At 73.7% G+C, this 21,611-nt stretch carries 21 protein-coding genes; 7 read left to right on the top strand and 14 right to left on the bottom strand.

Features of this window, described 5'->3' with window-relative positions:
* Window positions 1-18: 18 nt before the first annotated feature.
* Genes OHL10_RS03150 through OHL10_RS03125 form a run of 6 tightly spaced genes read right to left on the bottom strand, consistent with a single transcriptional unit; the run spans window position 19 to window position 5,808 of the window.
* Window positions 19-1,746 carry a phosphoenolpyruvate--protein phosphotransferase gene (locus OHL10_RS03150; protein WP_265520693.1) on the bottom strand — a complete coding sequence of 576 codons (1,728 nt, stop codon included), beginning with the start codon at window positions 1,744-1,746 and terminating at the stop codon, window positions 19-21.
* On the bottom strand, window positions 1,746-2,018 hold the full coding sequence (locus tag OHL10_RS03145; protein WP_265520692.1) for an HPr family phosphocarrier protein: 273 nt from the start codon (window positions 2,016-2,018) through the stop codon (window positions 1,746-1,748). The genes OHL10_RS03150 and OHL10_RS03145 overlap by 1 nt, the downstream gene beginning before the upstream one ends.
* A gap of 26 nt (window positions 2,019-2,044) precedes the next feature.
* A complete protein-coding gene (locus tag OHL10_RS03140; protein WP_265520691.1) occupies window positions 2,045-3,625 on the bottom strand; it encodes a PTS fructose transporter subunit IIC in 1,581 nt (526 codons plus the stop codon).
* A complete protein-coding gene (locus tag OHL10_RS03135) occupies window positions 3,622-4,077 on the bottom strand; it encodes a PTS sugar transporter subunit IIA (protein ID WP_265520690.1) in 456 nt (151 codons plus the stop codon). Before OHL10_RS03135 ends, OHL10_RS03140 begins: the two co-directional genes overlap by 4 nt.
* A 4-nt stretch (window positions 4,078-4,081) precedes the next feature.
* Window positions 4,082-5,050: a 1-phosphofructokinase family hexose kinase gene (locus OHL10_RS03130; RefSeq protein WP_265520689.1), complete on the bottom strand. Its 969-nt coding sequence runs from the start codon at window positions 5,048-5,050 to the stop codon at window positions 4,082-4,084.
* The gene (locus OHL10_RS03125; protein ID WP_265520688.1) at window positions 5,047-5,808 is read right to left on the bottom strand and encodes a DeoR/GlpR family DNA-binding transcription regulator; all 762 of its coding nucleotides are present in this window, start codon (window positions 5,806-5,808) and stop codon (window positions 5,047-5,049) included. Before OHL10_RS03125 ends, OHL10_RS03130 begins: the two co-directional genes overlap by 4 nt.
* A gap of 179 nt (window positions 5,809-5,987) precedes the next feature.
* Here OHL10_RS03125 and OHL10_RS03120 point away from each other — a divergent pair, with 179 nt between their 5' ends.
* Together OHL10_RS03120 and OHL10_RS03115 are read left to right on the top strand one after the other, a co-directional pair.
* Window positions 5,988-6,953, top strand: coding sequence for a DUF4031 domain-containing protein (locus OHL10_RS03120; RefSeq protein WP_265520687.1), 966 nt, complete (start codon window positions 5,988-5,990; stop codon window positions 6,951-6,953).
* A complete protein-coding gene (locus OHL10_RS03115; RefSeq protein WP_265520686.1) occupies window positions 6,950-7,567 on the top strand; it encodes a SanA/YdcF family protein in 618 nt (205 codons plus the stop codon). The genes OHL10_RS03120 and OHL10_RS03115 overlap by 4 nt, the downstream gene beginning before the upstream one ends.
* A gap of 8 nt (window positions 7,568-7,575) precedes the next feature.
* On the opposite strand, the gene OHL10_RS03110 is transcribed toward OHL10_RS03115, so the two are convergent.
* From OHL10_RS03110 to OHL10_RS03090, 5 genes are read right to left on the bottom strand one after another with little or no spacing between them, the layout of a single operon-like run.
* On the bottom strand, window positions 7,576-9,210 hold the full coding sequence (locus OHL10_RS03110; RefSeq protein WP_265520685.1) for a succinic semialdehyde dehydrogenase: 1,635 nt from the start codon (window positions 9,208-9,210) through the stop codon (window positions 7,576-7,578).
* 10 nt (window positions 9,211-9,220) lie between these two features.
* On the bottom strand, window positions 9,221-10,276 hold the full coding sequence (locus OHL10_RS03105) for a GNAT family N-acetyltransferase (protein WP_265520684.1): 1,056 nt from the start codon (window positions 10,274-10,276) through the stop codon (window positions 9,221-9,223).
* 9 nt (window positions 10,277-10,285) lie between these two features.
* Complete coding sequence (locus OHL10_RS03100) at window positions 10,286-10,792, bottom strand: GNAT family acetyltransferase (protein ID WP_322645512.1); 507 nt, start codon at window positions 10,790-10,792, stop codon at window positions 10,286-10,288.
* 11 nt (window positions 10,793-10,803) lie between these two features.
* Entirely contained in the window at window positions 10,804-11,928 is a 1,125-nt protein-coding gene (locus OHL10_RS03095) for a GuaB3 family IMP dehydrogenase-related protein (protein WP_265520683.1), read from the bottom strand.
* 27 nt (window positions 11,929-11,955) lie between these two features.
* Window positions 11,956-12,549 carry a DJ-1/PfpI/YhbO family deglycase/protease gene (locus OHL10_RS03090; protein WP_265520682.1) on the bottom strand — a complete coding sequence of 198 codons (594 nt, stop codon included), beginning with the start codon at window positions 12,547-12,549 and terminating at the stop codon, window positions 11,956-11,958.
* A gap of 164 nt (window positions 12,550-12,713) precedes the next feature.
* Here OHL10_RS03090 and OHL10_RS03085 point away from each other — a divergent pair, with 164 nt between their 5' ends.
* Together OHL10_RS03085 and OHL10_RS03080 are read left to right on the top strand one after the other, a co-directional pair.
* On the top strand, window positions 12,714-13,418 hold the full coding sequence (locus OHL10_RS03085; protein WP_265520681.1) for an exonuclease domain-containing protein: 705 nt from the start codon (window positions 12,714-12,716) through the stop codon (window positions 13,416-13,418).
* 124 nt (window positions 13,419-13,542) lie between these two features.
* A complete protein-coding gene (locus OHL10_RS03080; RefSeq protein ID WP_265520680.1) occupies window positions 13,543-15,078 on the top strand; it encodes a UDP-N-acetylglucosamine 1-carboxyvinyltransferase in 1,536 nt (511 codons plus the stop codon).
* 103 nt (window positions 15,079-15,181) lie between these two features.
* On the opposite strand, the gene guaB is transcribed toward OHL10_RS03080, so the two are convergent.
* Window positions 15,182-16,714 (bottom strand): IMP dehydrogenase, encoded by a 1,533-nt coding sequence (gene guaB, locus OHL10_RS03075; protein ID WP_265520679.1) that lies wholly within the window; start codon window positions 16,712-16,714, stop codon window positions 15,182-15,184.
* 59 nt (window positions 16,715-16,773) lie between these two features.
* Window positions 16,774-17,970 (bottom strand): MerR family transcriptional regulator, encoded by a 1,197-nt coding sequence (locus OHL10_RS03070; protein WP_265520678.1) that lies wholly within the window; start codon window positions 17,968-17,970, stop codon window positions 16,774-16,776.
* 190 nt (window positions 17,971-18,160) lie between these two features.
* Here OHL10_RS03070 and OHL10_RS03065 point away from each other — a divergent pair, with 190 nt between their 5' ends.
* Complete coding sequence (locus tag OHL10_RS03065; protein WP_265520677.1) at window positions 18,161-18,451, top strand: WhiB family transcriptional regulator; 291 nt, start codon at window positions 18,161-18,163, stop codon at window positions 18,449-18,451.
* A gap of 182 nt (window positions 18,452-18,633) precedes the next feature.
* Here OHL10_RS03065 and groES read toward each other — a convergent pair whose 3' ends face one another.
* Window positions 18,634-18,930 carry a co-chaperone GroES gene (groES, locus tag OHL10_RS03060; RefSeq protein WP_265520676.1) on the bottom strand — a complete coding sequence of 99 codons (297 nt, stop codon included), beginning with the start codon at window positions 18,928-18,930 and terminating at the stop codon, window positions 18,634-18,636.
* A 237-nt stretch (window positions 18,931-19,167) separates the two neighbouring features.
* Between groES and OHL10_RS03055 the strand changes: the two genes are divergently transcribed.
* Both OHL10_RS03055 and OHL10_RS03050 read left to right on the top strand, forming a co-directional pair.
* Window positions 19,168-20,436, top strand: coding sequence for a class I SAM-dependent methyltransferase (locus OHL10_RS03055; protein ID WP_265520675.1), 1,269 nt, complete (start codon window positions 19,168-19,170; stop codon window positions 20,434-20,436).
* Window positions 20,437-20,439: 3 nt separating this feature from the next.
* Complete coding sequence (locus tag OHL10_RS03050) at window positions 20,440-21,573, top strand: glutamate--cysteine ligase (protein WP_265520674.1); 1,134 nt, start codon at window positions 20,440-20,442, stop codon at window positions 21,571-21,573.
* Window positions 21,574-21,611: the final 38 nt, after the last annotated feature.

Below are 21,611 nucleotides of genomic sequence, written 5' to 3'. Positions count from 1 at the left end.
GGCGGACCCTGCTCCCGCTCAGCGCAGCGCGAGCACCTCGACGACCGTCGGGTCGAGCAGAGCCAGCGCGGCCGCGCGGGCGGCCGGTGCGTCCGGCGCCGCGCGCGCCGCGACGGCGATCGCCGTCGCCTGCTCGGTGGTGTGCTGCGCGAGCGCGTAGCGCACCGCCGGGACCGCCGCGGGTGACATCGACAGCGACGTGATGCCGAGGCCCGCGAGCACGACCGCCATGGCCGGGTCGGACGCCGACTCCCCGCAGACACCGACCGGCTTGCCGACCTCGCCGCCTGCCGTCGCGGTGGCCGCGACCAGGTCGAGGACGGCCGGCTGCCACGGGTCGATCAGGTCGGCGAGCTCGCCGCGCAGCCGGTCGGTCGCCATCGTGTACTGGGCGAGGTCGTTGGTCCCCAGGGAGACGAAGTCGACCTCCGCGAGGATCTCCCGGGCCCGCAGCGCCGCCGCCGGCACCTCGACCATGACCCCGACCGTCGTCAGGCCGTGCCCGCGCGCGGCGCTCGCGAACTCCCGCGCCTCCGTGGCGGTCGAGACCATGGGCGCCATGACCCACGGCACCGCCCCGGTCTCCTGCTGCGCGTCGGCGAGGGCGGCGAGCTGCGTCTCGAACAGCTCGGGGACCGTGCGGCGCAGCCGGTACCCGCGCACGCCGAGGGCCGGGTTCTCCTCCTCGGCCGTGCTCGCGAAGGCGAGCGGCTTGTCGGCCCCCGCGTCCAGGGTCCGCACGACGACCTTGCGGTCGCCGAACGCGCGCAGCACCTGGGCGTAGACCTCGGCCTGCTCCGCCCGGGTCGGCGCGTCGGACCGGTCGAGGAAGAGCACCTCGGTCCGGAAGAGCCCCGAGCCCTCGACGGCCGGCCCGTCGGGGCCGCCGGCGCCCGCGGCCCGCTCGGCGTCCGCCGCCTTGCCGACGTTCGCGAGCAGCGCGACGGGGGTGCCGTCCACGAGCGCCCCCGGCGCGGTGTCCTCGGCGAGGCGGGCCTGGACCTGCGCCCGGCGGGCGAAGGCCTCGGCGACCTGCGGTGCCGGGTCGAGGGTGACCGTCCCGGCGGCCGCGTCGACGGCGACCGTGGTGCCCTCGACGAGGTCGGCCGCGCCCCGGGCCCGCACGACGCACGGGATGCCGAGCTGGTTCGCGATGATCGCGGTGTGGCTGGTCGCGCCGCCGAGCTCCGTGACGATCGCGAGGACCTGGTCGACGTCGAGGGCAGCAGTGTCCGCGGGTGCGAGGTCGAGCGCGACCACGACGGACGGCTCGGTGAGCACCGGGACGCCGGGGGCAGGTACGCCGAGGATCTCGGCCGCGACCCGGTCGCGCACGCTGCGCAGGTCGGTGACCCGCTCGGCGAGGTAGCCGCCGGCCGAGACGAACATGTGCTCGAAGGTCTCGATCACGGCGTCGAGGGCGTGCACGGGCGGCTCGCCGTCCGCGATCCGCGCGAGCGTCTGCGAGCGCAGCGCCTTGTCCTGCGCCATCTGGGCCGTGGCCTTGAGGACGGGTGCCGCGGCACCCGTCGCGGCGGCGGACTGCGCGAGGAGCCCGTCGGCGACCGTCCCGAACGCCGCGAGGACGGACTCCTGGGCCGCTGCGCGGTCCGTCGGCGGCTGCTCGTCGGTGGGTGCGGCGACCGGCCGGGCGACCGTGACGACCGGCCCGACGGCGCCACCGCGCCCGACGCCGATGCCGTGCAGGACGGCGCCGGCGTCGGCCGGTGCGACGGCGGCGGGCATCACGGCACCTCGTCGAGGTCCGTCGCGAGGAGCGTGACGAGCTCGTCGAGCACACGGTCGGCCTCGGGGCCGTCGGCCGCGAGCGTGACCTCGTCCCCGTGCGGCACACCGAGCGACATGACGAGCAGGATGCTCCCGGCGTCGACGGGCTCGCCGTCTCCGTGGGCGATGGTCACGTCGATCCCGGCGCCGGCGACGGCCTCGGTGAAGATCGACGCGGGGCGGGCGTGGAGGCCGACGCGGGAGGCGACGGCGACGGTACGGCTGGGCATGTGACTCTCCTCGATCGGTGCGGTGGTCAGGACGTCGCGGCAGGTCGCGCGGTCCCGGTGGCGGGCGCCTGGCCGGCCGGAGCGGTGGCCTGGGCAGTCTCGGCAGCCTGAGCGGCGGCGTCGGCCTCGCGCTCGGCGGCGACCACCGAGTTCGTGCCGATGCTCTTGAGCGCGATGACGACGGCGGCGGCGATCACGGTGCCCAGCACGACCGCGACGAGGAAGCCGAGCGGGTTGCCGATGAGCGGCAGCACCCAGATCCCGCCGTGCGGGGCGCGCAGGGTCGAGTCGAGCGCCATGACGAGACCGCCGGCGGCGGCGGAGCCGACGACCGACGCGGGCAGCACCCGCAGGGGGTCGACCGCGGCGAACGGGATCGCGCCCTCGGAGATGAACGACGCCCCGAGCAGCCACGCCGCCTTGCCGTTCTCGCGCTCGGCGTGCGTGAAGAGCCGCTTGCGCACGACCGTGGCGAGCGCCATCGCGAGCGGCGCGACCATGCCGGCGGCCATGACGGCAGCCATGACGCGGTACTCCGTGGCGTCGACGGCGAGGTTCGGGGTCGAGAGCCCGGCGACCGCGAACGAGTACGCGACCTTGTTGACGGGTCCGCCGAGGTCGAAGCCCATCATGGCGCCGAGCAGCACGCCCAGCAGGACGAGGTTGGCCCCGGAGAGGCCGTTGAGCCAGGTGGTCAGGCCGGTCATCAGGGCGGCCAGGGGCTGCCCGATGACGACGAACATCAGCAGGCCGACGACGAACGTGGACAGCAGCGGTGTCACGACGACGGGCATCACGCCCCGCACACCGCGCGGTACCTTCCAGCGGCTGATCCACAGAGCGAGGAAGCCACCCAGGAAGCCGGCGGCGAGGCCACCGAGGAAGCCCGCGCCGACGGTGACGGCGATCGCGCCGCCGACGAACCCGGGCACCAGGCCCGGTCGGTCCGCGATCGCGTAGGCGATGAACCCGGCGAGGACCGGGACGAGGAACCCGAACGCGGTGCCACCGGTCTGGAAGAGCAGCGCACCCCAGCTCGCCGACGACGTGATGTCGAAGTTGCGGATGGCCTCGACGAGCGTGACACCGCCGTCGAGCTCGACGGTCGGCAGGTCGGTGACGTCGTAGCCGCCCACCATGAAGCCGAGCGCGATGAGGATCCCTCCGGCGGCGACGAACGGGATCATGTAGGAGATCCCGGTCATGAGCCACTGGCGGACGCGCGTCCCCACGCCCGCGCCGGAGTCGACCTTGGTCGCCGGCACGGGTGCGGCGCCGGCCGCGGGTGCCGCGACGGGCCCGGCCTCGACGGCGGCGACGGCCTGGCCGATGACGCCGGGGGCGTCGTGGACGGCCTTCTTCACGCCGACGTCGACGGTCGGCTTGCCCGCGAACCGCTCGCGGTCCTTGACCTCAAGGTCGGCGGCGAAGATCACGCCGTCGGCCGCCGCGATGACGGCGGGGTCGAGCGGGTCGGAACCGGCGGAGCCCTGGGTCTCCACGACCACCTCGTGGCCGGCGGCCCGGCCGGCCTGCTCGAGGGCCTCGGCGGCCATGTACGTGTGGGCGATGCCGGTGGGGCAGGAGGTGACGGCGACGAACTTCATGAGGGCACGACCTCTCGCGTGACGATCTCCGCGACGGTCTCGGCGTCGGGCGCAGAGCGCAGCGAGTCACGGAAGGAGGGGTGGACGAGCCTGCGCGCGAGCGAGGCGAGGATCTTCAGGTGGTCGCCGTCGCCGGAGGCCGGCGCCGCGATGAGGAACAGCAGCGTCGCGGGGCCGTCGGGCGCGCCGAAGTCGACGCCCGCAGGCACACGGCCCACCGCGAGCGTGGGCACCGTGACGTGCTCGGACCGGGCGTGCGGGAGGCCGACGCCGCCGGGCATGCCGGTCGCCATCTGCGCCTCGCGGGCACGCACGTCGGCGAGGAAGCCCTCGGCGTCGGTCACACGCCCGGCGGCCGCGAGCAGCTCGACCAGCTGGCGCGTCGCGGCGTCGCGGTCGCTCGCCTCGATGTCGAGGGCGACCAGCTCGGGGGTGATGAGGGGGGTACTCATGGGATCACAGCTCCTTCAGTGCGATGCGAGGGTCGGGGTCGGCGATGACGTCGACCTCGTCGGGTCGGATGTCCGTGGGCGCCGGGACGGCGCTCCCGGGCAGCAGGACGGCGGCGCGGCCCCAGGCCACCGCCGCACGCAGGTCGTCGGGGCCGCGGTCGCGGGTCCCCGAGGAGAGATAGCCGGCGAGGGTGGAGTCGCCCGCGCCGACGGTCGAGCGCGGCACGAGCGCGGGGCCACCGGCCCACCACGTCCCCGTCCCGGTGACGAGGAGCGCGCCGTGCGCGCCGAGCGAGACGAGGATCTCGGCGGTTCCCGCGGACCGCAGCTCGTGGCAGGCGGCGACCACGTCGCCGACGGTCACCAGGTCCCCGCCGACGACGTCGGCGAGCTCGTCGTCGTTCGGCTTGAGGAGCTGCGCCACCCCGGCGCGAGCGACGGCCGCGAGCGGCTCGCCCGACGTGTCGACGACGAACGCCGCCCCGTGCTCGTGGGCGACGACGCCGAGGCGAAGGTAGAAGTCGTGCCCGATCCCGTCCGGCAGGCTGCCGGCGCCGACGACGACGGCCGGACCGGACGCTGCCGGGTGCGACGCGAGCCGGGCGCGGACGGCCTCCAGGACAGCGTCGGTCTCTGCCGCGCTGAGCACCGGACCCGGCGCGTTGATCTTCGTCGTCGTGCCGTCGTCCTCGGCGAGCGTGATGTTCGAGCGCACGGACCCGGCGACGGGGACCGGCAGGCTCGCGATCCCGCGCGCCGCCAGCTCGGCGACGATCTGGGCACCGTCGGGTCCCCCGACGGGGAAGACCGCGACGGACTCCGCTCCCCCGGCCGTCAGCGCGCGGGTGACGTTGATGCCCTTGCCGCCGGCGTCGGTGTGCGTCGCCCGGGCGCGGTTGACCTCGCCGCGCACGACGGTGCCCGCCACATAGGTGCGGTCGAGGCTCGGGTTGGGCGTGACGGTGAGGATCATGCCCGCACCACCATCGGTCCGGCGTCCTGGACGCCCTCGGCGAGGTCGGGGTCGATCCCGGTGTCGGTGATGAGGACGTCCACGCGGGACAGGTCGGCGACGTGCGCGAAGTCGGAGCGACCGACCTTCGTGTGGTCCGCGAGGACGACGACGCGGCGGGCGGCGTCGACGATGGCCCGCTTGACGGACGCCTCGACGAGGTCCGGGGTGGTCAGGCCCTGCTCGACCGTGAGGCCGTTGGTGCCGAGGAACGCGACGTCGACGTGGACGTCGTGCAGGTCGCGCTCGGCCCACGGCCCGACGGCGGCGAGCGTGCGTCCGCGGACCGACCCGCCCACGAGGTGCAGGTGCAGGTTGGAGCGGGCGGCGACGAGCATCGCGATCGGCAGCGAGTGGGTCACGACCGTGAGCTCACGGTCGGTCGGCAGCATCTCCGCGAGGCGGACGGTCGTGGTGCCCGCGTCGAGGATGACGGACCCCTGGTCGGGCAGCTCGTCGAGCGCGGTCTTGGCGATGCGCGCCTTCTCGGCGGCGAGCACACCCTCGCGCTCGGCGATCGCGGGCTCGATGCCGAGGCGCTCGACGGGGATCGCGCCGCCGTGCACCCGGCGGACGTGGCCGTGGCGCTCGAGCACGGACAGGTCGCGGCGCACGGTCTCGGGGGTGACCCCGAGGTCGCGGGCGAGGCTGGTGACCTCGACGCGCCCGTCGGTCCGGGCTCGCTCGAGGATCTGCTGATGGCGCTCCGGTGCGTACACGCTGACTCCGTCGTCGGGATCGCTGCGACGCGATCGGGATGTCTGTATGAACTTGTATACGCCCGTTTCTGTCCGAACACAAGCCCCTGGGGACCTTTGACCTCTCAATCGGGGCCGAACAGACTGCCGTACCGGACATCCGACGCAGGACGGCGCGCGCCGTGCGGCACAGTAGGACCATGGCCGTCCTCATCGACCCGCCGTCGTGGCCCGCGCACGGCACCGTCTGGTCGCACCTCGTCTCGGACTCCTCGCTCGCCGAGCTGCACGACGCCGCCGCCCGGATCGGGCTCAGCCCCCGGTCCTTCGACCTCGACCACTACGACGTGGCCGCCGAGCGCTACCAGGACGCCGTCGCCGCGGGCGCGCACCCGGTCTCCGGTCGGGAGCTCGTCGTGCGACTCGCCGCGTCCGGCCTGCGCGTGCGTGGACGCGACCGGGGTGCAGGCAAGGCGCACGCGTTGCGGACCCGGTGGGACGCGCTGCTGCCCGACGACCACGTCCGGGGCGCGCGCGACGTCGGGCACGAGCTGGTGGAGCGGTGGGGCGAACCGCACCGCGCCTACCACGGCCGCGAGCACCTCGTGCACGTGCTGGACTCTCTCGCCCTGCTCGAGGGACGCCCGCCCGGCCTGCCGGCCGGTCCCGCCCCGATCGCGGCCACCCGACGCACGGACGGGTCGCGGGTCACCGAGCTCGCGGTCTGGTTCCACGACGCCGTGCACGACGGCGTCGCGCGCCAGGACGAGGAGCGGTCTGCCGAGCTCGCCGTGCGGCTGCTGGGGCCGCTCGCGCGCCCCGGCAGCGGCGCGGACCTCACGCCCGACGACGTCGACGAGGTCGCGCGCCTCGTGCTGCTCACCCGGGACCACGACCCGGACCCGGCCGACACCGCCGGGAGCCTGCTGAGCGACGCCGACCTCGCGATCCTCGGAAGCGCGCCCGACCGGTACGCGCGCTACGTGCGCCAGGTCCGCGCGGAGTACGCCGCCGTGCCGGACGACGTGTTCGTCCCCGCACGAGCCGCCGTCCTCGAACAGCTGCTCTCCACCGGCGCGCTGTTCCGCACCGTCGCCGGCGCCCGGCGCTGGCAGGACCGCGCCGAGTCGAACCTGCGCGACGAGCTCGCGGGCCTGCGCGCATGACCCGGCACGCCGGGCTCACGGCCGTGGCCCTCGGGAGCCTGCTCGCCGCACCGGTCCTGTGGGTGCAGCTCTCGGGCCGGGGACACGTCCGGACGGCGGACACGATGCCCCGTCGACCCGTCGCGCTCGTGCTCGGCGCCGGGCTGCGCCCGGACGGTACCCCGTCGGCATACCTGCGCCGCCGACTCGAGGGCGCCCGCCGGCTCTACGAGCGCGGCACCGTCACGCAGATCCTCGTCAGCGGGGACGGCGCTCGGCCCGGCTACGACGAACCGGAGGCCATGGCGGCCTGGCTCGTCGAGCGCGGGGTGCCGGCGGAGCACGTCGTGCGCGACCCGGGCGGCCTCGACACCCACGACTCCTGCGTCCGGGCGCACGACGTCTTCGGTGTCCGGGGCGCAGTCGTGGTCACGCAGGACTACCACCTGCCGCGCGCCGTGTTCTCGTGCGCGTCCGCCGGCATCGACACGGTCGGACTCGGGGTCTCGTCCGTGAGCGTCGACCCGGCAGCGGTGCTCTGGTACCGCGTGCGCGAGGTGCTCGCCTCGGTACGTGCCGCCCGCGACGCGCTCGTGCGGCGTCGGCCCGTGCACCGCGGCAGACGACTGCGCTAGGTGCACTGCTAGGGCAGGCGAAGCCGCCGCATCGCGGTCAGCACCGCGGTGAGGGCCTGGCTCGGCACCTCGCCGCCGAGCTCGTAGAGGGCATCCATGGTCAGCCCCAGGCTGGTGCCGCGCTGGGCGACGACCGACTGTGCCTCCGTCATGGCCTCGACGCTCTCGCGGCCGTGCCGCCGCCCGAGACCGGACGCCTTGAACCCGCCCATCGGCGCGGCGACCGAGCCCCAGGCGGCCGCATACCCGTCGTTGACGTTCACGGTGCCGGCCTCGACCTGCGCCGCGAGTCGACGACCCCGCGCGACGTCCCGCGTCCAGATGCTCGCGTTGAGCCCGAACTCGGAGTCGTTCATGATCCGCACGGCCTCGGCGTCGTCCGCCACGCGCGTCACCGAGACGACCGGGCCGAACGTCTCCTGCCGGGCGCACGCCGCGTCGTCGGGCACCCGGTCCAGCACCGTCGGGGCGTAGAAGAACGGCCCGATGTCCGAGCGGTGGACGGCGCCCGCGAGCACGCGCGCGCCCTTCGAGAGGGCGTCGTCGACGTGCGCGACGACCCGGTCGAGCTGCGCCTGCGAGGTCAGCGACCCCATGTCGGCGGTGTAGTCCAGCCCCGTCCCGAGCCGGAGCTCGCGCACGAGCGGCACGAACGCCGCCAGGAACTCGTCGGCGACCGCCTCGTGGAGGATCAGCCGCTCGATCGACACGCAGATCTGCCCGCTGTTCGAGAAGCACGCGCGCACCGCGCCGCGCGCGGCCGTCGGGACGTGCGCGTCCGCGGCGACGTACAGGGGGTTCTTGCCCCCGAGCTCGAGCGTCGCCCCGATGAGCCGCTGCCCAGCCCGCGCAGCGACACGGCGACCGGTCTCGGTGGACCCGGTGAACGCGATGTGGTCGACGTGGTCCGTCAGGGCGGCGCCGACGTCCCCCGCGCCCGCGACGACCTGGAGGACGCCCGCGGGCAGACCCGCGGCCTCGAGCTGCTCGGCCGCCCACAGCGCCGTCAGCGTCGCCTGCGGGTCCGGCTTGAGCACGACGGCGTTCCCTGCGACGAGCGCGGGCAGCACCTCCGCGTAGGCGAGGGTCAGCGGGTAGTTCCAGGGCGAGATCACCCCGACGACACCGACCGGGCGGCGGTGGACGCGCGCGCCCGTGAGGACGGGCAGCATGCCCGGCACCCGGCGCGTGCGCAGGTAGGAGCCGGCCCGCACACCGAAGTGCCGGGACAGCTGCGCGATGTCGCCGACCTCCTCGAATGCACTGCGTCGGGCCTTGCCGGTCTCCATCTGGATGAGATCGAGGACCTCCGACTGCGCGCCGAGCACGAGATCGCCGAACCGCAGCAGCACCGCGGCACGCTCCCGCACGGGCACGCGCGCCCACGAGCGCTGGGCGGTCCGGGCACGCACCACGGCCTCCGCGACGTCGTCGGTCGACGACAGGGGGATCGCAGCGAGCGGAGCGCCGCTGAACGGCAGGACGGAGCGGTGCATCCCGACCTCGTGGCTCGTCGCGATCCGTGCGACGAGCGGGGCGAGGACCTCGGGCTCCAGGACGTACGTGGCGGCCGGGTGCTCAGGGTCGATGAGTCCGTCGAGAGCGGCGCCGTCGCCGAACGCCGGACCGGAAGGTGAAGTCATGAGATCAAGGCTACGGGGTCCGACCGACAGGCAGCTCCCACGCCGTGTGCACCGGGCGGAAGCCCAGCCGGGCCCAGAACGGGGTCGACAACGGGTTGAGGGCACCGTGGTGGAGCACGACCGCACCCGTCTGCCCGAGCCGCGGACCGACCCGGTCGATCGCCGCGCGGGCCAGCAGCTCGCCGAGACCCCGACCGCGGACGTCCTCGTGCACGTGCAGCAGGACGAGATACGCGACCGGGTCCCACACCACCGTCCCGGCCATCCACGTCGACAGCTCCGGTGCGTCGACCGCCACCACGCCGACGACCCGTCCGCCGGACTCGGCCACGAGGACCGTGCTGCGCGGGCGGGCGATCGCCGCGGCGACCTGGACGTCGAGCACCGCACGGGTGTGCTCGCGCAGGTGCGCAGCGCCCGTCAGGTCGTCGTAGGCGATCTCGGCGAGCTGCTGGGCGACGACGGCCTCGAGGTCGGCGGGCACCGCGTCCCGGACGACGACACCGTCCGTCCGGTCGTCGTCCGGGGCGCCGGCGGTCCGCGACCTCGGCGGCCGGGCCGCGACGACGCTCGTGGGACGGAAACCGCGCGCCAGCAGCGCGGAGCCGCCGGCGACGTCGCGGCTCGGCCAGCTCACCGCGAGCACCCGGTCGCGTGGGTCGCTCGTCGACCCGGCGCCCTGGGGAGAGACCTCGTGGGCGCTCGCGTCGACCGCCGCGGTCCAGCGGTCGAGCAGCGCGCCGAGCGCCCCCGGCACGTCCGGGCCCGCCACCCGGGGCCGCAGCCGGTGCTCGTGCAGCGCGCGGAACGTCGCCGCGGCCGACCGCTCGTCGACCGAGGACGACTCCGCCACCCCGGCGGCGCGTGAGCCGTCCTGGAGCCGGACGGCGAACAGTCCGTCTCCCGTCGCGCTCGGCCGTGCGGGGTCCGATGCCGGGTCGGACGCCGGGTCGGCTGCCGGGTCGAGCGACGCGGTCAGCGGCGTCGGCGCGGGCACCGCGGGGTCGAGGCGCGCGAGCCGCGCGGTGTGCGCGGCGTCGAGCTCGTCGAGCTCGTCCGGCGTCACGACCGCGCCCTACGGTGCGCCACCGGGGGGCTCCTCGAACCAGCGGGAGAGGACCACGACGTCGGCGGCGGTGTACCCGAGGGCGTCGTAGAAGCCTCGGACGCCATCGTTGGTGCCCCGGACCATCAGCTGCACCTTGCGCGCACCCGCCGCCGCGAGCCACGCCTCGCCGGCCACGACGAGGTCGCGGCCGTACCCGCCCCCACGAAGCTCCGGATCGACCGCCAGGTAGTAGAGCCAGCCCCGGTGACCGTCGTACCCGGCCATCACGGCCGCGACGACGTCGTCGCCCAGGCGACCCACGAGGACCGTCGCCGACGGCGCGATGCGGGCGTCCGCGACGTCGCGCGCGGGATCGTTCCAGGGCCGGGTGAGGTCGCACGCACGCCACAGCGCGATCACGTCGTCGACGTCGGTGTCCGTGATCTCCGCGACGCGCAGCCGGCCGCCCGTCGGCCGCCCGCTCCCCTGCGGGCCGCGGGCCAGCCGCCCGCCGTCACCGATCCTGCCGGGCACGCGCGACCCGCTCAGCGCGGCTGGTACGGGGAGACGACGACCTCGATGCGCTGGAACTCCTTGAGGTCCGAGTATCCCGTCGTCGCCATGGCACGCTTGAGCGCCCCGACGAGGTTGAGCGTGCCGTCGGCCTGCCGGCCGGGGCCGAAGAGGATCTCGTCGAGCGTGCCCGCCGTGCCCACGCGGACGCGCTCGCCGCGCGGCAGCTGCGGGTGGTGCGCCTCGGAGCCCCAGTGCCATCCCTGGCCGGGTGCCTCCGACGCACGGGCGAGCGCCGCGCCGACCATCACGGCGTCCGCGCCGCACGCGACCGCCTTGACGAGGTCGCCCGAGCGGCCGACGCCGCCGTCGGCGATGACGTGGACGTAGCGGCCGCCCGACTCGTCGAGGTAGTCCCGCCGGGCGGCCGCGACGTCGGCGACCGCGGTCGCCATCGGGGCGTGGATGCCGAGGCTCACACGGGTCGTGTGCGCCGCGCCACCGCCGAACCCGACGAGGACGCCCGCCGCGCCGGTCCGCATGAGGTGCAGCGCCGCGGTGTACGTCGACGCACCCCCCACGACCACCGGGACGTCGAGCTCGTAGATGAACCGCTTGAGGTTGAGCGGCTCGGCGTTGCCGGACACGTGCTCGGCCGAGACCGTGGTGCCACGGATGACGAAGAGGTCCACCCCGGCGTCGACCACCGTCTGGTAGTGCTCCTGCGTGCGCTGCGGCGACAGCGCACCGGCGACCGTCACGCCCGCGGCGCGGATCTCCTTGAGCCGCTGCGTGATGAGCTCCGGCTTGATCGGCTCGGCGTAGATCTCCTGCATGCGTCGGGTCGCGTCCGCCGGGTCGAGGCCCGCGATCTCCGCGAGGATCGGCTCCGGGGACTCGTACCGGGTCCACAGGCCCTCGAGGTCGAGGACGCCCAGGCCGCCGTGGTTGCCGAGCGCGACGGCCGTCGCGGGGCTCATCACGGAGTCCATCGGCGCCGCGAGGATCGGCAGCTCGAAGTGGTAGGCGTCGATCTGCCATCCCACCGAGACGTCCTCAGGGTCACGCGTCCTCCGCGACGGCACCACGGCGATGTCGTCGAAGGAGAAGGCGCGCCGTCCGCGCTTGCCACGTCCGATCTCGATCTCGTTGCTCACGCAGGACAGCGTACCGGGGGCCGGCCCTCAGGCGTCGCGGTGCCCGAGCAGCTCGAGGATCGCGGCGGAGAACGCGGGCACGTCGTCGGGGTTGCGTGCGGTGACGAGCGTGCGCCCGCCCTTGCGGCACACGACCGGTGCGTCGTCGTGCCACGTCCCGCCCGCGTTCGTGACGTCCGTGCGCAGGCTCGGGTAGGACGTGACGTCCTTGCCCCGCACGAGGTCGCTCTCGACGAGCAGCCACGGCGCGTGGCAGATCGCCGCGACGGGTGCGCCGGACGCCGCGACGGCACGCACGAGCGCGACGGCGTCGGCCTCCAGGCGCAGCGTGTCGGCGTTGACCGTCCCGCCGGGGAGCACGAGGAGGTCGACGTCGGCGGCGTCGACGTCCGCGAGGGCGAGGTCTGCGGGAACGTCTCCCGCCGGCTCCAGGTCGCCCTCGACCGTCGCGACCGTCGCGCCGTCGGGCGTCGCCAGGCTCGTCCGCACGCCCGCGGCACGCAGGGCCTCCCACGGGCCCGTGAGCTCGGAGCGCTCGACCCCCTTCGCGGCGGTGAGGAAGACGACGTGGGGTCCGGCGTCGGTGGACCGGTCGTCCGTGGGCGTGGTGGAGGTGGTCACGGTGACCTCCCGTGATCGGGTGCAGGGACCCGTCCACCGTGGCGCGCGGGCCGAGCGCTCGCACGCCGGGCGTGGGTGGCCGGTGCCATGCTCGGACGAAAGGTACGGTTCGGGTGGCCGGCAGGGGGCTCACGGCACAGGACGGGTACGGGACAGGAGAGACGATGAGCTGGATCGACGAGCCCCTGCTGGGCTTCGACACGGAGACGACGGGGGTCGACGTCGCGGGCGACCGCATCGTCACGGCGGCGCTCGTCCTGCGGAGCCCGGGGACGGCGACCGAGATCCGCACCTGGCTCGTCGACCCCGGTGTGCCGATCCCCGCCGAGGCCGCCGCGATCCACGGCGTGACGACCGCCCAGGCGGTCGCCCACGGCCGGGCTCCGGGCCCCGCGCTCGACGAGATCGCGACCCTCATCACCCGGCACGTCGCTCGCGGCCTGCCCGTCGTGGCGTTCAACGCCGCGTTCGACCTCTCCCTGCTGGACGCCGAGCTCGTGCGGCACGCGCTGCCCACGCTGCCCCAGCGGCTGGGGCGCGACGTCTCCCCGGTGCTCGACCCGCTGGTGCTCGACCGCGCCCTCGAGCCGCGCCGACGAGGAAAGCGCACGCTGGGCGCCCTCGTCGAGGAGTACGGGGTCTTCGACGCCGGCTCGCTGCACACCGCCGACGTCGACGTCGTCGCGACGCTCGACGTGCTCGCCGCGATGGCGCACCGGCATCCCGAGCTCGCCGACCGGAGCCTCGCCGACCTGCACCGGTTCCAGATCAGCGCCCACCGCGACTGGGCCGACTCCTTCAACGCCTGGCGGGCGTCCCAGGGTTTCGTCGGTGCGGGGGCGTCGGGCGGCTGGCCCTCCGGCGCGTGACCGTGAGCACATGAGCGGCGCGTATCTCATCAGGTGAATGAAGATGTTGTGACGGCCCCGTGAAAGCGCCTCAGCAGCCCCGAACCTCCGTGGTCTTATCTCATCCATGAGTTACGGTCGACGTATGACACTTGTCGACGACGCACCTCTCACCCAGGTGGGGACGCTCATCCGCAGCGCCCGCCAGCACCGCGGACTCACCCAGGCGCAACTCGCCGAACGCCTCGCCACGAGCCAGAGCGCGATCCACCGCATCGAGCAGGGTTCGCAGAACGTCAGCCTCGACATGCTGACCCGCATCAGCCAGGCCCTCGACTCCGAGATCATCACCCTCGGCGGACCCCGGCACGCGCACCTGCGGGTGTCCGGCGGGCACCAGCTCTCCGGGCGCATCGAGGTCAACTCCTCCAAGAACGGCGCCGTGGCGCTGCTGTGCGCCTCGCTCCTCAACCGCGGGCGCACGACGCTGCGAGGCGTCGCACGGATCGTCGAGGTCGACCGGATCGTCGACGTCCTGCGCAGCATCGGCGTGCGGGCCACGTGGTCCACCGACGGCCGCGACCTCGAGATCGTCGCCCCGGCACAGCTGGACCTCGCGGCGATCGACGTGGACGCCGCACGGCGCACCCGTTCCATCATCATGTTCCTCGGCCCGCTCCTGGGCCTCGAGCCCTCGTTCGCCCTGCCCTACGCGGGCGGCTGCGACCTCGGCACCCGGACCGTCGAGCCCCACATGATCGCCCTGCGCCCGTTCGGCCTCGCAGTCACCGCGACCGAGGGGAACTACGAGGCGACCGTCAACGCGGGCACCGCACGCGACCTGACGGTCGTGCTCACCGAGCGCGGCGACACCGTCACCGAGAACGCGATCATGGCCGCGGCGCACCGCGACGGCGTCACCACCCTGCGCAACGCGAGCCCGAACTACATGGTCCAGGACCTGTGCTTCTACCTCGAGCTGCTGGGCGTGCGGATCGACGGCATCGGCACGACGACGCTCCGCGTGCACGGCGTGCCGCGCATCGAGGCGGACGTCGAGTACGCGGTCTCCGAGGACCCGGTCGAGGCGATGAGCCTGCTCACCGCTGGCATCGTCACGGGGTCGGAGATCACGGTCGCGCGGGTGCCGATCGAGTTCATGGAGATCGAGCTCGCGACGCTCGCCGAGATGGGCCTGGAGTACTCGCTGAGCCCCGAGTACCTGTCCCGGAACGGACGCACCCGGCTCGTCGACGTCACGGTCCGCCCGAGCGCGCTGCACGCACCGATCGACAAGATCCACCCGATGCCGTTCCCGGGGCTGAACATCGACAACCTGCCGTTCTTCGCCGTCATCGCGGCGTGCGCGAGTGGCAAGACCCTCATCCACGACTGGGTCTACGAGGGTCGCGCGATCCACCTCAGCGACCTGACCCGGCTCGGCGCGGACGTGCGGCTCCTCGACGCGCACCGGCTCGACGTCACCGGCCCGACCCGCTGGTCCGGCGCCGAGGTCAGCTGCCCGCCCGCGCTGCGCCCCGCCGTCGTCATCCTGCTCGCGATGCTCGCCGCGAAGGGCACCTCCGTGCTCCGCAACGTCGACATCATCTCCCGCGGGTACGAGCAGCTCCAGGAGCGCCTCATCGAGCTCGGCGCGCAGATCGAGACCTTCCGCGACTGACACCTCGCCGAGGTAGAACCGCAGAGGCCGAGGTAGAACGCCAGTCACGGACTGGCGTTCTACCTCGGCCTCTGGCGTTCTACCTCGGCGAGGGGTGGGGCTGTCAGCGGCCCGTGTAGTTCGGCGCCTCGACGGTCATCTGGATGTCGTGCGGGTGGGACTCCTTGAGCCCGGCCGGCGTGATGCGCACGAACTTGCCACGCTCCTGCAGCTGCGGGAGAGTGTGCGCCCCGACGTAGAACATCGACTGCGCGAGGCCACCGACGAGCTGGTGGGCGACCGCACCGAGCGGGCCGCGGTAGGGCACCTGGCCCTCGATGCCCTCGGGAACGATCTTGTCGTCGCTCGCGACGTCCGCCTGGAAGTAGCGGTCCTTGGAGTAGGAGCGCTTGCCGCGCGACGCCATCGCGCCGAGCGAGCCCATCCCGCGGTAGTGCTTGAACTGCTTGCCGTTGACGAACACCAGCTCACCGGGAGACTCGTCGCAGCCAGCGAGCAGCGAGCCCAGCATGACCGTGTCGGCGCCCGCCACCAGTGCCTTGGCGATGTCGCCGGAGTACTGCAGGCCACCGTCGCCGATCACGGGCACGCCCGCCGGCTTGCAGGCCTTCGCGGCCTCGTAGATGGCCGTGACCTGCGGGACACCGACGCCCGCGACGACGCGCGTCGTGCAGATCGAGCCCGGGCCGACCCCGACCTTCACCGCGTCCGCTCCCGCGTCCACGAGCGCCTGCGCACCGGCGCGCGTGGCGACGTTGCCGCCGACGATCTGCACGCCCGCGAAGAACGGGTCGGCCTTGAGCTTGCGGATCATCTCCAGCAGCAGGCGGGCGTGGCCGTTGGCGGTGTCCGCGACGAGCACGTCCACGCCCGCCTCGGCGAGCGCCGTCGCGCGCTCCCACGCGTCCCCGAAGAACCCGATCGCGGCACCCACCCGCAGGCGGCCGTCGGCGTCCTTGGTGGCATTCGGGTACTGCTCGGTCTTGACGAAGTCCTTGACGGTGATGAGGCCCCCGAGGCGGCCCTCGGCGTCCACCAGCGGCAGCTTCTCGATCTTGTGCTTGCCCAGCAGCGCCGCGGCCTCCTCGCGGGAGATCCCGACCGGGGCCGTGACCAGCGGCATGGGCGTCATGATCTCGCGGACGCGGCGGACGTCGAACTCCCGCGGCGAGACGAAGCGCAGGTCGCGGTTCGTGATGATGCCGAGCAGCACCCCCGCGGCGTCGACGACCGGGAGACCCGAGACGCGGTACTGACCGCACAGCGCGTCGAGCTCGGTGAGCGTCGCGTCGGGCGAGACGGTGACCGGGTCGCTCACCATGCCGGACTCGGACCGCTTGACGATGTCGACCTGGTGCGCCTGGTCGGCGATCGACAGGTTGCGGTGCAGGATCCCGATCCCGCCCTGACGCGCCATGGCGATCGCCATCCGCGACTCCGTCACCGTGTCCATCGCGGCCGAGGCCAGCGGGACGGCGACGTCGATCCCGCGCGTGAGGCGCGCCGTGGTGTCGACCTCGCTAGGGATGACGTCCGTCTCGCCCGGCAGCAGCAGGACGTCGTCGTAGGTCAGTCCGGTGAACGCGAACGGGTCGTTCTCCGTCGTGGGCGTGGCAGGGGCGAAGGAGTCGGTCACACCATGATTCTACGCTCGGGCGGCCCGGGATATTCCGGGCCGTGCAGCAGCCCGCCCGGTCAGCGGACGGTCGCCAGCACCTCGTGGAGCAGGCCGGTGAACGTCCGCACACGGTGGACGTTCGCCGCGAGCGGCAGCTGGGAGACGACGTCGTCCCGTGGGAGGCCCACGAAGATCGGCAGGTCGGGATTCGACTCGTGCGTCGCGTGGACGAGGTCGAGCTCCGGGCGCGCCTGCGTGGTGACCATGGCGACCGCCGCCGGTCGGACCATCGCGACGAGCTCGAGGGTGCGGTGCGTGTTGGCCGGTCCGGTCACGATCCGCACCATCGCGCCGTGGGAACCGAGCGCCGCGGCGAGCGCGTGCGCCGCCAGCGGCAGGGGCTCGTCGGGCGCCGCGAAGACGAGGACGATCTTGCGCATGCGGCTGGGGTGGTTGCGGGGCGGCCCGCCCCGCGCGACCATCGCATCCTCGGACGCCTGCGTGTACTCCCGCAGCGCGCGCAGCGTGGCGTTCGCCAGGACCACCTCCGGGACCTCACCGGGGCCCGCGAGGACCGTGCGCTCGGCGAGCCGCTCGAGCGCCGGCTCGACCAGGGACGACCACCACTCCCCCGGGTCACCGTCCTCCGCGATCCGCAGGAGCTGGTCGCACGAGCGCTGGTCGTAGGCGATCGCGGCATCGACGACGTCGGACACGACGACCCGGCGCGCGGAGCGGGGGGCCGTCTCCGGCGCGGTCCCGGGGACCGCACGCAGGATGGGTCGCACGACGGCGCCGCTCGCCTGCCCGCCGGGCCGTGCCGTGTCCTTGCGGTCGGGCCCGGGCACGCCGGCGCGTTCCGTGGGAGCGGGGTCCGACCTGTCGTCGGAGGGCGCCGGCGAACCACCGGGCTCGGCGCCGGAGCTCTGGTCCGCACGCTGCCGCGGCGCGATGGCCTCGCGGGCCTGGCGGGCCTGGTCGGCGAGCTCGTCGGCGCCCACGTCCAGCGCGGCGCGGGCGGCGTCCGCGGGGGCGACGCCCTCGAGCGTCAGTCGTCGCATGACGAGCAGGCGCGCGACGTCCTCGCCCGTGTACCGGCGGTGCGATCCAGCGGTGTGCTCGGAGGGTCCGAGACCGTACCGGCGGTCCCAAGTACGCAGGGTCGCCGGTGCGACGCCGAGGCGTCGTGCGACGACAGCCACGGCGAGCCCAGGGTTGGTAGGCACGTTCGGTCGGGGCCCGCCGGGTTCGGGGGCGGACCGGATGGTGGTCATGAGTCGATTCTGCCGACCGGTTCCGGTGTGTGCCACTGCGGAGGGGTAACGATCCTGCGCACATCGTCCGATCCGTGGGGAGATTTCGCGCCACCACTAGTGCTGACCGGGTCCGCCTGACGCGGTTTCGTCACCCGCTTGTGACACGAGGGACTTGAACAAGTCTTGCAACGCTTATAGGTTGTTCGCCATGGCAGAGATCTCAAGACTTCCTGGACCGGTCATGGAGCTGTGGGAATGGCAGTACCAGGGTTCGTGCCGCGATGCGGACGACACCCTGTTCTTCCACCCCGAGGGCGAGCGCGGCTCGACCCGACGACGGCGGGCAGAGGCCGCCAAGGCCATCTGCGGCTCGTGCCCCGTGATGATGCAGTGCCGCGAGCAGTCCCTCCGCGTGCGGGAGCCCTACGGCGTGTGGGGCGGTCTCAGCGAGGACGAGCGCTCCGCGATCCTCGTGGGTCGGGAGTCCCAGACCGGCTGACGCGCAGCCGCGCCGAGCCGATCCTCGCAGCCGCGCCGAGCCGATCCTCCCGGATCCAGAGACTCCGCCAGGCGACAGGCCGGACCTGTCGACAGACCGCACCACCCGGTGATCCACTCGGCGCAGGACGCACGAAGCCCCCGTGACCAACAGGTCACGGGGGCTTCGTCATGAGCAGGTCGTCAGCTCACGACCACGGCGAGGACGTCGCGCGCGGAGAGGACGAGGTAGTCCTCCCCGGCGTACTTGACCTCGGTGCCGCCGTACTTGCTGTAGATGACCTTGTCGCCGACGGCGACGTCGAGCGGGACGCGGTTGCCGTTGTCGTCGATGCGACCGGGACCGACCGCCAGGACCTCGCCCTCCTGGGGCTTCTCCTTGGCGGTGTCCGGGATGACCAGGCCGGATGCAGTCGTGGTCTCGGCCTCGAGGGCCTTGACGACGATCCGGTCCTCGAGCGGCTTGATGGGGACCGACACGTCGGACCTCCCCTTTCGCTATGAGAACTGCTGTGGATGTACGGGGTTCGGGTACTGCACGCTGCCGTCGTCGCGGGTGCCGGCGAGCATGAGGACCCTCGTGCCGACGCCGCCTCTCGGCGGCGACGACCTGGACCCAATCTAGATCTGCGATTAGCACTCGGTCAAGGCGAGTGCCAGCATGTCGGCCTCGGAGCACGGACCGCCACCGCGCGGGAAGCGTGGAAGGATCGGGGGATGGACGCCGCCGCACTGACCAAGCTGCTCAGCCCGACGGGCTGGGCGCTCCTCGGCGCGCTCCCGCCGTACGACGAGCGCCAGGCGATGACCCTGTCGGCAGGGCTGCGCGCCAAGGGCGTCGACCCGGAGCTCGCCGCCGCGGCGCTCACCCAGTCCCGGCTGCGCGCCGCGGGCAGGGCGAAGTTCGACTCGTTCGCGGACGGCATGCTCTTCACCCAGGCCGGGCTCGAGCAGGCGACCCGGCTCGTCGTCGCCGTCCGGCACGCGCAGCGGTATCTCGCGGCGGACGTCGCGACCGTCGCCGACCTGACCTGCGGCATCGGCGCGGACGCCATGGCGTTCGCAGGTGTCGGGCTGCGGGTCGTGGCCACCGACGTCGACGAGGTCACCGCGTCGATCGCGACCGTCAACCTCCGGCACTTCCCCGAGGCGGAGGTGCGCCACGGCGACGGGCTCGCGCTGGACCTGGCGGGAATCGACGGCATCTATGCCGACCCGGCGCGCCGGACACGCTCGGGCGCGCGGGTGTTCGACCCGAAGGCCTACGCCCCGCCCCTCGACGCCGTCTGGGCGCTGCGCGAGCAGGTGCCCGCCGTCGGCATCAAGGTGGGCCCCGGCATCTCGCACAACGGGCTGCCGGCCGACGCCGAGACGCAGTGGGTCTCGGTCGACGGCGACGTCGTCGAGGCCGCCCTGTGGTTCGGCCCGCTCGCCCCCGACGGACCGGGTCGCACCGCCCTCGTGCTGAGCACCGAGCGGGACGCCGACGGTCGGCAGCACACCACGTCGCGCGAGCTGCGCCACGACCAGGCGGACACCGAGCTCGTCCCGGACGTGGGCGCCGTCGGGCAGTACCTGTACGAGCCGGACGGCGCGATCATCCGCGCCGGGCTGGTGGCCCACGCCGCCGGTGAGCTCGGCGGGCGCCTCGTCGACCGCACCATCGCGTACGTGACGACCGACTCCCCCGCACCCGGCTCGGCCGCAGGTCTCGCCACCGGCTACCGCGTGGTCGACACGATGCCGTTCGGGCTCAAGCGCCTGCGGGCGTACCTGCGCGAGCGCGGCGTCGGGCGGGCCACGATCAAGAAGCGCGGCACCGCCGTCGTGCCCGAGCAGCTGCGCAAGCAGCTCGACCTCAAGGGCGACGCCGAGACCACGCTCGTGCTGACCAGGGTCGGCGGGTCGCAGCAGGTCCTCGTGGTGGAACCGCTCGGGTCCGACGCCCCGCCCAGCGCACCGCACGTCCCCTCCCAGAAGAGCTGATCGATGCACATCCCCTTCGCCCGGTCCGCGCGCTCGTCCGTCGGCCTCGAGTGGGAGCTCGCGCTCGTCGACAAGGACTCCGGCGACCTGCGGCAGGTCGCGCAGACGGTGCTCGACGCGGTCCGGCCCCCCGAGGGCGAGCACCCCGCGATCAAGCAGGAGCTGCTGCTCAACACGGTCGAGGTCGTCAGCGGCGTGTGCCGCACCGTCGGGGAGGCGGGTCGTGACCTCGAACGGTCCATCGAGGAGATCCGTGCCGTCACCGACCCGCTGCGGGTCGAGCTCATGAGCGCGGGCACGCACCCGTTCGCGCGCTGGGCGCAGCAGAAGGTCACCGACAAGCAGCGCTACAACACCCTCATCGACCGCACCCAGTGGTGGGGGCGCCAGATGCTGATCTACGGGGTGCACGTGCACGTCGGCATCGAGGACCGCGACAAGGTCCTGCCGATCCAGCGAGCGATGCTCTCCTACTTCCCCCACCTGCAGTCGCTGTCCGCGTCCTCGCCGTTCTGGGGCGGCAAGGACACCGGCTACGCGTCGAACCGTGCGCTGATGTTCCAGCAGCTGCCCACCGCGGGGCTCGGCTTCCAGTTCGAGGAATGGTCGCAGCTCGAGGGGTACGTCGCCGACCTGATGCACACCGGGGTGATCGACCAGTTCGACGAGGTGCGCTGGGACCTGCGCCCCGCGCCTCGGTTCGGCACGCTCGAGGCCCGCATCTGCGACGGGACGACGAACATCACCGAGCTCCTGGCACTGGCCGCGCTCACGCACTGCCTCGTCGAGCACTTCTCGACGATGCTCGACGAGGGTCGCGAGCTGCCCACCCTGCCGCCGTGGTTCGTCCAGGAGAACAAGTGGCGATCGGCCCGCTACGGGATGGACGCCATCGTCATCCTCGACCGGGCGGGCAACGAGGAGCTCGTCACGGACTCCGTGGGCACCCTGCTCGTGGAGCTCGAACCCGTCGCGGAGCGCCTCGGCTGCAGCGCCGAGCTGAACGACGTCCGGCTCATCCTGCGCCGCGGTGCCTCCTACCAGCGGCAGCGGGCGGTCGCCCGCCGCAACGGCGGTGAGCTCGACGCCGTGGTGGCCTCGCTCGTCGCCGAGATGCGGGCGGGTCGTCCGCTCTAGATCCCCGCGGGCTGACCGCCCACGCCCGCCACCTCTCG

The organism is Oerskovia flava, assembly GCF_026163685.1.
GTDB classification, from domain to species: Bacteria; Actinomycetota; Actinomycetes; order Actinomycetales; family Cellulomonadaceae; genus Oerskovia_A; species Oerskovia_A flava.
The sequence above is the reverse complement of the archived record's forward strand: the minus strand, read 5'-3'. Positions and strand labels throughout refer to the sequence as shown.

Excerpts from the sequence above, each read along its gene's own strand:
- OHL10_RS03150 (WP_265520693.1), bottom strand. The coding sequence starts at position 1,746 with ATGCCCGCCGCCGTCGCACCGGCCGACGCCGGCGCCGTCCTGCACGGC.
- OHL10_RS03145 (WP_265520692.1), bottom strand. The coding sequence starts at position 2,018 with ATGCCCAGCCGTACCGTCGCCGTCGCCTCCCGCGTCGGCCTCCACGCC.
- OHL10_RS03140 (WP_265520691.1), bottom strand. The coding sequence starts at position 3,625 with ATGAAGTTCGTCGCCGTCACCTCCTGCCCCACCGGCATCGCCCACACG.
- OHL10_RS03135 (WP_265520690.1), bottom strand. The coding sequence starts at position 4,077 with ATGAGTACCCCCCTCATCACCCCCGAGCTGGTCGCCCTCGACATCGAG.
- OHL10_RS03130 (WP_265520689.1), bottom strand. The coding sequence starts at position 5,050 with ATGATCCTCACCGTCACGCCCAACCCGAGCCTCGACCGCACCTATGTG.
- OHL10_RS03120 (WP_265520687.1), top strand. The coding sequence starts at position 5,988 with ATGGCCGTCCTCATCGACCCGCCGTCGTGGCCCGCGCACGGCACCGTC.
- OHL10_RS03115 (WP_265520686.1), top strand. The coding sequence starts at position 6,950 with ATGACCCGGCACGCCGGGCTCACGGCCGTGGCCCTCGGGAGCCTGCTC.
- OHL10_RS03110 (WP_265520685.1), bottom strand. The coding sequence starts at position 9,210 with ATGACTTCACCTTCCGGTCCGGCGTTCGGCGACGGCGCCGCTCTCGAC.
- OHL10_RS03085 (WP_265520681.1), top strand. The coding sequence starts at position 12,714 with ATGAGCTGGATCGACGAGCCCCTGCTGGGCTTCGACACGGAGACGACG.
- OHL10_RS03080 (WP_265520680.1), top strand. The coding sequence starts at position 13,543 with ATGACACTTGTCGACGACGCACCTCTCACCCAGGTGGGGACGCTCATC.
- OHL10_RS03070 (WP_265520678.1), bottom strand. The coding sequence starts at position 17,970 with ATGACCACCATCCGGTCCGCCCCCGAACCCGGCGGGCCCCGACCGAAC.
- OHL10_RS03065 (WP_265520677.1), top strand. The coding sequence starts at position 18,161 with ATGGCAGAGATCTCAAGACTTCCTGGACCGGTCATGGAGCTGTGGGAA.
- OHL10_RS03055 (WP_265520675.1), top strand. The coding sequence starts at position 19,168 with ATGGACGCCGCCGCACTGACCAAGCTGCTCAGCCCGACGGGCTGGGCG.
- OHL10_RS03050 (WP_265520674.1), top strand. The coding sequence starts at position 20,440 with ATGCACATCCCCTTCGCCCGGTCCGCGCGCTCGTCCGTCGGCCTCGAG.